Below are 8,638 nucleotides of genomic sequence, written 5' to 3'. Positions count from 1 at the left end.
ATCCTCCTGGACGGCTCAGGCGCAGCCCGCCAAAGACGGGCCTTCCAACAACGAGGAAGCCTCAAGGACGTGGTCACACTGCTCATGCGGCAAACAGCGCACCCATGACAAGTAGCCCGACCAAGGGCGAATCGAGGGGCCCCGAGTCACATCGGCCACCCCTGCTGGAACCGGCAGCCACCCGATCCGACGGGACTGACAGCTGCCCGATCCAACGAGGACCAGCAACCCGGTCCAACGAAACGCAAAGGGCCCGCCTGAAAACCAGGCGGGCCCCACGCACAAGAACTCACACGGTGAAACCGAGAGCCCTCAACTGCTCCCGCCCATCATCCGTGATCTTCTCCGGACCCCACGGCGGCATCCACACCCAGTTGATCCGGAAGTCGTCCACCAACCCGCCGCCGGGCCCACCGGTCAACGCCGCACGCGTCTGGTCCTCGATCACGTCCGTCAGCGGGCACGCGGCCGACGTCAACGTCATGTCGATGATCGCGATGTTGCCCTCCTCCACCCGGAGGTCGTACACCAGCCCGAGGTCGACCACGTTGATCCCCAGTTCGGGGTCCACCACGTCCCGCATGGCCTCTTCGAGGTCGTCGTACGCGGCGAGGTCCGCCTTGGGAGCGGGCGGTACGGGCAGTCCTTCGACCCCGCGCACCACGTCGGTGTCCTGCTCGCTCATGCCTTTGCTCCTTCACTGCGGGCGACCGCGTCCTTGAATGCCATCCACCCGAGGAGGGCGCACTTCACCCGCGCCGGGTACTTCGAAACGCCCGCGAACGCGATGCCGTCCTCCAGGACGTCCTCGTCGGGTTCCAACGTGCCGCGACTCTGCATCAGCTCGACGAACGCGTCGTACTTCGTGAACGCCTCGCCCACCGTCTTGCCGACGACGAGGTCCGTCAGCACCGACGTGGAGGCCTGGCTGATCGAACAGCCCTGGCCCTCGTAGGACACGTCCGCGACGGTCTCGCCGTCGAGCTTGACCCGCAACGTCACCTCGTCACCGCAGGTCGGGTTGACCTGGAACGACTCGGCGTCGTACGGGTCGCGCAGACCGCGACCGTGCGGGTTCTTGTAGTGGTCCAGGATGATCTCCTGGTACATCTGCTGGAGCTGCATGGTTCATCCCACCCCGAAGAACCGCTGCGCCTCGCGGACGCCGTCCAGCAACGCGGTCACCTCGTCGAGGTCGTTGTAGAGGTAGAAGGTCGCGCGGATCGTGGCCTGCACGCCCAGCGCTCGGTGCAGCGGCCACGCGCAGTGGTGGCCGACGCGGACGGCGATGCCCAGGCTGTCCAGCACCTGGCTCGCGTCGTGCGGGTGGACGCCGTCGATCACGAACGACACCGCGCCGCCGCGGTCCTCGGTGGACGTCGGGCCGACGATCGTGACGCCGGGGATCTCCCCCAGGCCGCGGAGGGCGGCCTCGGTGAGGACGTGCTCGTGCTGCGCGATCCGGTCCATGCCGACCTCGCGCAGGTAGTCGACGGCGGCACCGAGCCCGACGGCCTGCGAGGTCATCGGCACGCCCGCCTCGAACCGCTGGGGCGGCGGGGCGAAGGTGGACTTCGCCATCTGGACCATCTCGATCATCGAGCCGCCGGTGAGGAACGGCGGCAGCGCCTCCAGCAGCTCGCGCTTGCCGTAGAGGACGCCGATCCCGGACGGGGCCAGCATCTTGTGGCCGCTGAACACGGCGAAGTCCACACCGAGGGCGTGGAAGTCGACCGGGCCGTGCGGCACGGACTGGCAGGCGTCCAGCACGGTGAGCGCGCCGACCTTCCGAGCCGCCGCGACGAGGTCGGCCACCGGGTTGACGGTGCCGAGCACGTTGGACTGGTGGGTGAACGCGACGACCTTGGTCCTCGGGTTCACCAGTTCGTCCACGGTGGACAGGTCGAGCCTGCCCTCCGGGGTCACGCCGAACCAGCGGAGCGTCGCACCGGTGCGCAGGCAGAGCTGCTGCCACGGCACCAGGTTCGCGTGGTGCTCCATCTCGGTGATGACGACCTCGTCGCCGGGGCCGAGCAGGAACCGCTGCGCCTCCGGGCCGGAGATCGCGGCGTTGCCCATCGCGTAGGCGACGAGGTTGATGCCCTCGGTGGCGTTCTTGGTGAACACCAGTTCGTCGGCGGACGCGCCGACGAAGTCGGCGATCCGGGCGCGGGCGCTCTCGTAGGCGTCCGTCGCCTCCTCGGCGAGCTGGTGCGCGCCGCGGTGCACGGCCGCGTTCGACGTCTCCAGGAAACGCCGTTCGGCGTCGAGCACCTGGGTAGGCCGTTGTGAGGTGGCGCCGGAGTCCAGGTAGACCAGCCTTTTGCCTTCACGAACGGTACGCGCCAGGATCGGGAAGTCCTCGCGCAATGCGACGACGTCCAGCGGAGTGGCTGTGGTGGTCACTGGTCCGACGCCTCCTCTCATACGGGTCCTACAGGTGCAACAAACTCAGACCTTGGCTGCTTCCGCGCTGCCGGTGTACTTCACGTAACCCTCGTTCTCCAGCACGTCGGCCAGCTCAGGGCCGCCGGACTCGACGATGCGGCCGTTCGCGAACACGTGCACGAAGTCGGGCGAGATGTACTTGAGGATCCGGGTGTAGTGCGTGATCAGCATGACGCCGACCTCACCGGAGGCCTTGTAGCGGTTGACGCCCTCGGACACGACGCGCAGCGCGTCGACGTCCAGGCCCGAGTCGGTCTCGTCCAGGATCGCGATCTTCGGCTGGAGCAGGCCCAGCTGGAGGATCTCGTGGCGCTTCTTCTCGCCGCCGGAGAAGCCCTCGTTGACGCTGCGCTCGGCGAAGGCCGGGTCGATGTCCAGTTCGGACATCGCGCCCTTGACCTCCTTGACCCAGTGGCGCAGGTTCGGGGCCTCGCCGCGGACGGCGGTGGCGGCGGTGCGGAGGAAGTTCGACATCGAGACGCCGGGGACCTCGACCGGGTACTGCATCGCGAGGAAGAGACCCGCGCGGGCCCGCTCGTCGACGCTCATCTCCAGCACGTCCTCGCCGTCCAGCGTCACGGAACCGGAGGTCACCGTGTACTTGGGGTGGCCCGCGACGGCGTAGGACAGGGTGGACTTGCCGGAGCCGTTGGGCCCCATGATGGCGTGCGTCTCGCCCGCCTTGATCGTCAGGTCGACGCCCTTGAGGATCTCCTTGGGCGCTTCGTCGGTGACGACCGTGACGTGCAGGTCCTTGATCTCAAGCGTGGCCATGCTGCTGTTCTCCTGTGGTGGATCAGGTTTGGGGGACGGCGACGTACACGTCGCCGTCGCGTACTTCGACGGAGTAGACGTCGACGGGCTCGCTGGCGGGCGGCGAGGACGGCTCACCGGTGACGAGGTCGAAGCGGGAACCGTGCAGCCAGCACTCGATCCCCTGCTTCGTCACCTCGCCCTCGCTCAGCGACACCGCCGCGTGCGAGCACACGTCCTGCAGTGCGTGCACCCGCTCCCCGTCGCGGACGACGACGACGGGGTTGCCGTCGGCGTCGACCGCGAGCGGTTTGCGGTCGTCCAGTTCGGACAGTGCACACACCCTGATCATGCGCCGACTGCTTCCAACTCGGCCTCGATCGCCGCTTCGAGGCGCTCGCGCACCTCGGGGACGGTGATCTTCAGCAGGATCTCGTGGAAGAAGCCGCGCACGACGAGGCGCCGGGCCTGGTCCTCCGGGATTCCCCTGGCCTGCAAGTAGAACAGCTGCTCGTCGTCGAAGCGGCCCGTGGCGCTCGCGTGGCCCGCGCTGACGATCTCGCCGGTCTCGATCTCCAGGTTCGGCACCGAGTCGGCGCGGGCGCCGTCGGTGAGGACCAGGTTCCGGTTCAGCTCGTAGGTCTCGGTGCCCTCGGCCGCCGCGCGGATCAGCACGTCGCCGATCCACACCGTGTGCGCGCCCTCGCCCTGCAACGCGCCCTTGTAGACGACGTTGCTGCGGCAGTTCGACACCGCGTGGTCGATGAACGTGCGGTGTTCGAGGTGCTGGCCGTGGTCGGCGAAGTACAGGCCGTTCAGCTCCGCGTCGCCGCCCTTGCCCGTGTACGTCACGGTCGGGGTGAGGCGGACGACGTCGCCGCCCAGCGTGATCGCCGTGTGCCGGAAGGTCGCGTCGCGGCCGAGCGAGGCGTGGTGCGAGGAGACGTGCACCGCGTCGTCGGCCCAGTCCTGGACCGAGATGACGGTGAGGTGCGAGCCGTCGCCGACCACGAACTCGATGTTGTCCGCGTACGCGCCCGAGCCGCGGTGGTCGATCACCACGACGGCCTTGGAGAACAGCTCCGTGCGGATCTGGAGGTGCCCGTAGGCGACCTGCCCGACACCGGCGCCGGTCACGGTCACCAGCGTCGGGTCGGCGATCTCCGCGTTCTTGCCGACGGTGAGCAGCGTGCCGTCGGTGAACGACGACCACGCCTGCGCGGCGATCCGGTCGCTGGGGGTGCCCGCGACACCGAGCCGCGCGTCGCCGCGCAGGACGGTCTCGACGGTGACGCCCTCGGCGGCCGTGACCTCGACCGTGGCGGAACCCGTCGCGGCGGCGCCGTCGTGCAGGTTGGCGAGCCGCTTCATCGGGGTGAAGCGCCAGATCTCCTCGCGACCGCCGGGCACCTCGAAGGCGTCGACGTCGAACGAGGAGAAGTGGTCCGCCCGCGACGACACCGGGATCGCTGCCCCGGCGCCGTGCGAGTGGTCGGACAGGCCGTGCTGGGCCTCTGTTGACACGGCCATGTCAGCCGACGGCCCCTTCCATCTGAAGTTCGATCAGGCGGTTCAGCTCCAGCGCGTACTCCATGGGCAGCTCGCGCGCGATGGGCTCGACGAACCCGCGCACGATCATGGCCATGGCCTCGTCCTCGGTGAGGCCGCGCGACATCAGGTAGAACAGCTGCTCGGCGGACACCTTCGAGACCGTGGCCTCGTGGCCCATCTGCACGTCGTCCTCGCGGACGTCGACGTAGGGGTAGGTGTCCGAGCGGCTGATGTTGTCGACCAGCAGCGCGTCGCACTTCACCGTGGACTTCGAGTGGTGCGCCCGCTTGTTGATCTGCACCAGGCCGCGGTAGGAGGTGCGGCCACCGCCGCGCGCCACCGACTTCGACACGATCGTCGAGGAGGTGTGCGGCGCCATGTGGACCATCTTCGCGCCGGCGTCCTGGTGCTGGCCCTCGCCCGCGAACGCGATCGACAGGACCTCGCCGTGGGCGTGCTCGCCCATGAGGAAGACCGCCGGGTACTTCATGGTCACCTTGGAACCGATGTTGCCGTCGATCCACTCCATGGTCGCGCCCTCTTCGGCCTTGGCGCGCTTGGTGACCAGGTTGTAGACGTTGTTCGACCAGTTCTGGATCGTCGTGTAGCGGCAGCGGCCGCCCTTCTTCACGATGATCTCGACCACGGCCGAGTGCAGCGAGTCCGAGGAGTAGATCGGCGCCGTGCAGCCCTCGACGTAGTGCACGTAGGCACCCTCGTCGACGATGATCAGCGTCCGCTCGAACTGGCCCATGTTCTCCGTGTTGATCCGGAAGTAGGCCTGGAGGGGGATGTCCACCTTGACGCCCTTGGGGACGTAGATGAACGAGCCGCCGGACCACACCGCGGAGTTCAGCGCGGAGAACTTGTTGTCACCCGAGGGGATGACCGAGCCGAAGTACTCCTGGAAGAGCTCCGGGTGCTCCTTGAGCGCGGTGTCGGTGTCCTTGAAGATGACGCCCTGCGCTTCCAGGTCCTCGCGGATCTGGTGGTAGACGACCTCGGACTCGTACTGCGCGGCGACACCGGCCACGAGGCGCTGCTTCTCCGCCTCGGGGATGCCCAGCCGGTCGTACGTGTTCTTGATGTCCTCGGGCAGGTCCTCCCAGGAGGTCGCCTGCTTCTCGGTCGAGCGCACGAAGTACTTGATCGAGTCGAAGTTGATGCCGGAGAGGTCGGAACCCCACGTCGGCATCGGCTTCTTCTCGAACAGGCGCAGCCCCTTCAGGCGGTGCTCCAGCATCCACGCCGGCTCACTCTTCTTCGCCGAGATGTCCCTGACGACGTCCTCGTTCAGGCCTCGGCGTGCGCTCGTACCAGCAGCGTCTGAGTCGGACCAGCCGAACTCGTAGTTGCCGATACTCGCCAGGGTCTCTTCCTGGCTGAGCGGCTCAGACTGCACCGTGGTGGGCGTGCGCTGCTCGGCAGCGGCAGTCATGCGGGCTCCCCTCCATCTGGGGTCTTTGCGGTGTTCGGGATGTGCGTGGTGCACACGGCGTCGCCGCGTGCGATCGTCGCCAGTCGCTGGACGTGGGACCCGAGGAGGTCGGCGAACATCGCCGTCTCGGTCTCGCACAGCTGTGGGAACTCGGCAGCCACGTGGGCGACCGGGCAGTGGTGCTGGCACAACTGCTCACCCGCGCCCACGTTGCGCGTCGAGGCAGCGTATCCCTCCCTGCTCAGCGCGCTCGCAAGGGCCTTGGCCCTCTCGACCGGGCTGGGGAGCGACACGATCGCGGCGCGGTGCCGGTCGACCAGTGCGGTCATCCGGCGTTCCGCGAAGGCCCGTACCGCCTCTTCCCCGCCCTGTTCGGCGAGGAACCGCAGAGCGGCCACGGCGAGGTCGTCGTAGGCGTGCCCGAAGCGGGCCCGTCCCGTCTCGGTCAGCAGGAAGAGCTTCGCCGGGCGGCCACGACCGCGCTGGCCGCTCCGGGGTGCTTCCCTGCTGGTCGCCTCGCCGTCGGCGACGAGGGCGTCGATGTGCCTGCGCACCGCCGTGGGGCTGAGTCCGAGCACCTCGGCGACAGCCGCCGCGGTGACCGGGCCCTGCTCCAGCAGCAGCCTGGCGACGCCCCGCCTGGTCCGCCCGTCGTGCCCGGGGGGCGCGAAGGGTGCTTCGACACCGCCTGTGGAGGCGGGCGAATCGGTCCCGGCGTATTTCACAACACCAGTGTTGCTTATTTCGTCGGCGCTCGCAAAGATCCGCCCCGGCCGGGTGACCCGAGTCACCCGTCTTCGCTGCTCGCTACCCTCTCGACGTGGCGGCAGGCGGAGTGGGGACGAGTGCAGACGTGACGGCGACCGAACCCGGCTCGCTCGACGCGGTCGAACGCAGGCAGCTCGACGTGATCCGCCGCTGGGGGACGGTCGGCGCCCTGCTCCTGGTCGTCGGCTCGCTGGGCGCGGGAGCGGCCCCGGTCTTCAGCCCCCTGCCCGGCACCCCGGTTCTCGGCCTGTTCGTGCGGATGCCCAGCGTCGCGATCGGCCTGGTCTGGACCGGCGTGTTCATGATCGTGTCCGCGTGGCTGTGGCTGGGCAGGTTCGTCCGCCCCGGACGGGTCAGGCTCGCCACGCGCAGCCAGCTCGACCGCACGCTGCTCATGTGGACGATGCCGCTGGTGTTCGCGCTCCCCATGTTCAGCCGCGACGTCTACAGCTACCTGGCGCAGAGCGAGATCGCCGCGCGCGGCCAGGACCCGTACGAGTTCGGCCCCGCCACGGCGCTGGGCGTGGAACACCCGCTGACGATGAACGTGCCGAACATCTGGCGCGAGACCCCCGCCCCGTACGGCCCGCTGTTCCTGGCCGGGGGCCGGGTCATCGCGATGATGACCGGCGACCACGTCCTGCCGGGCGTGTTCCTGCACCGGCTGCTGGCGCTGGTGGGCCTGGCGATGATCGTGTGGGCGCTGCCCAGGCTCGCCCGCCGCTTCGGCGTGCCGCCGGTGGGCGCGATCTGGCTGGGCGCCCTGAACCCTCTGGTGCTCTTCCACATCGTGATCGGCGTCCACAACGACGGCCTCGCGATCGGCCTCATGCTCGTCGGCCTGGAGCTGGCGATGCGGAGGATGCCGGTCCTGGCGCGCGGCGCGACACCCCCGCCCGTGACCCGCGAGGAACTGCTGTGGATCACGCTCGGGGCGACCATGATCGTGATGGGCGCCATGGTGAAGATCCCCGCGATGCTCGCGCTCGGCTTCCTCGGCGTGATGTTCGCGCGCAGGCTCGGCGGCCGGTTCGGCGACCTCGTGCGCTCGGCCGCGATCCTGGCCGTGATCGCGGCGGCGATCACCGCGCTCGTCTGCCTGGGCACCGGCTACGGCTTCGGCTGGACGTCCACGCTCAACGTGGCCACGACGGTGAAGAGCTGGATGTCACCGCCGACCGCGCTCGGCTACCTGGCGGGCGGACTGGGCATCACTCTGTCGCTGGGCAACCACACCGAGGCGACCATCGCGCTGGCGAGGATCCTCGGGCAGGCCGTGTCGGTGGCGATCGTGGGCACGCTGCTGTGGAAGAGCTTCCGGGGGCGCATCAAGGCGGCCAACGGGCTGGGTGCGGGATTGGGCGCGGTGCTCGTGCTGGGGCCGGTGCTCCAGCCGTGGTACGTCCTGTGGGCGGCGCTGCCGTTGGCCACCGCGGTGGTGGCGAAGAGGTTCCGGACGTTCGCGATGACGACGAGCGCGTTCATCGCGATCATCCTGCCGCCCACGGGGTCGACGTTCGACGGGCGTGCCTATGTGGTGCCGCAGGCGGTCACGGGGGCGGTGGTGACGTTCGTGCTGTGCGTGCTGGTGGCTCGCAAGCAGCTGTACCCGCTGATGCGCCGGGATCCGTTGCCGCCGGGCAACGATTACCGCTGAGTGTCGAGTACTGCACACCGAGT

The 8,638-nt window shown here is 69.0% G+C and carries 9 protein-coding genes; 1 reads left to right on the top strand and 8 read right to left on the bottom strand.

Features of this window, described 5'->3' with window-relative positions:
- Positions 1 to 289 precede the first annotated feature (289 nt).
- The 8 genes from AC156L_RS34670 to AC156L_RS34635 are packed head-to-tail and all read right to left on the bottom strand — an operon-like array spanning position 290 to position 6,915.
- A complete protein-coding gene (locus AC156L_RS34670; RefSeq protein WP_330875717.1) occupies positions 290 to 685 on the bottom strand; it encodes a metal-sulfur cluster assembly factor in 396 nt (131 codons plus the stop codon).
- On the bottom strand, positions 682 to 1,125 hold the full coding sequence (sufU, locus tag AC156L_RS34665) for a Fe-S cluster assembly sulfur transfer protein SufU (RefSeq protein WP_330875716.1): 444 nt from the start codon (positions 1,123 to 1,125) through the stop codon (positions 682 to 684). The genes AC156L_RS34670 and sufU overlap by 4 nt, the downstream gene beginning before the upstream one ends.
- Positions 1,126 to 1,128: 3 nt before the next feature.
- Entirely contained in the window at positions 1,129 to 2,406 is a 1,278-nt protein-coding gene (locus AC156L_RS34660; RefSeq protein WP_330875715.1) for a cysteine desulfurase, read from the bottom strand.
- 45 nt (positions 2,407 to 2,451) lie between these two features.
- Complete coding sequence (gene sufC / locus AC156L_RS34655; protein ID WP_330875714.1) at positions 2,452 to 3,222, bottom strand: Fe-S cluster assembly ATPase SufC; 771 nt, start codon at positions 3,220 to 3,222, stop codon at positions 2,452 to 2,454.
- Positions 3,223 to 3,244: 22 nt separating this feature from the next.
- Complete coding sequence (locus tag AC156L_RS34650; protein WP_330875713.1) at positions 3,245 to 3,553, bottom strand: non-heme iron oxygenase ferredoxin subunit; 309 nt, start codon at positions 3,551 to 3,553, stop codon at positions 3,245 to 3,247.
- Entirely contained in the window at positions 3,550 to 4,731 is a 1,182-nt protein-coding gene (sufD, locus tag AC156L_RS34645; RefSeq protein WP_330875712.1) for a Fe-S cluster assembly protein SufD, read from the bottom strand. Before sufD ends, AC156L_RS34650 begins: the two co-directional genes overlap by 4 nt.
- Before the next feature lies 1 nt (position 4,732).
- The gene (gene sufB / locus AC156L_RS34640; protein WP_330875711.1) at positions 4,733 to 6,190 is read right to left on the bottom strand and encodes a Fe-S cluster assembly protein SufB; all 1,458 of its coding nucleotides are present in this window, start codon (positions 6,188 to 6,190) and stop codon (positions 4,733 to 4,735) included.
- Positions 6,187 to 6,915, bottom strand: a complete 729-nt coding sequence (locus AC156L_RS34635) for a helix-turn-helix transcriptional regulator (protein WP_330875710.1) — start codon at positions 6,913 to 6,915, stop codon at positions 6,187 to 6,189. The genes sufB and AC156L_RS34635 overlap by 4 nt, the downstream gene beginning before the upstream one ends.
- Positions 6,916 to 7,043: 128 nt before the next feature.
- Between AC156L_RS34635 and mptB the strand changes: the two genes are divergently transcribed.
- Positions 7,044 to 8,615: a polyprenol phosphomannose-dependent alpha 1,6 mannosyltransferase MptB gene (mptB, locus tag AC156L_RS34630; RefSeq protein ID WP_330875709.1), complete on the top strand. Its 1,572-nt coding sequence runs from the start codon at positions 7,044 to 7,046 to the stop codon at positions 8,613 to 8,615.
- Positions 8,616 to 8,638 lie beyond the last annotated feature (23 nt).

The sequence above is a fragment of the Umezawaea sp. genome (genome assembly GCF_057122925.1).
The sequence above is the reverse complement of the archived record's forward strand: the minus strand, read 5'-3'. Positions and strand labels throughout refer to the sequence as shown.

Bases quoted from the DNA above. Each gene is read 5' to 3' on its own strand.
- sufD (WP_330875712.1), bottom strand. From the start codon at position 4,731: ATGGCCGTGTCAACAGAGGCCCAGCACGGCCTGTCCGACCACTCGCAC.
- sufB (WP_330875711.1), bottom strand. From the start codon at position 6,190: ATGACTGCCGCTGCCGAGCAGCGCACGCCCACCACGGTGCAGTCTGAG.
- sufU (WP_330875716.1), bottom strand. From the start codon at position 1,125: ATGCAGCTCCAGCAGATGTACCAGGAGATCATCCTGGACCACTACAAG.
- sufC (WP_330875714.1), bottom strand. From the start codon at position 3,222: ATGGCCACGCTTGAGATCAAGGACCTGCACGTCACGGTCGTCACCGAC.
- AC156L_RS34670 (WP_330875717.1), bottom strand. From the start codon at position 685: ATGAGCGAGCAGGACACCGACGTGGTGCGCGGGGTCGAAGGACTGCCC.
- AC156L_RS34650 (WP_330875713.1), bottom strand. From the start codon at position 3,553: ATGATCAGGGTGTGTGCACTGTCCGAACTGGACGACCGCAAACCGCTC.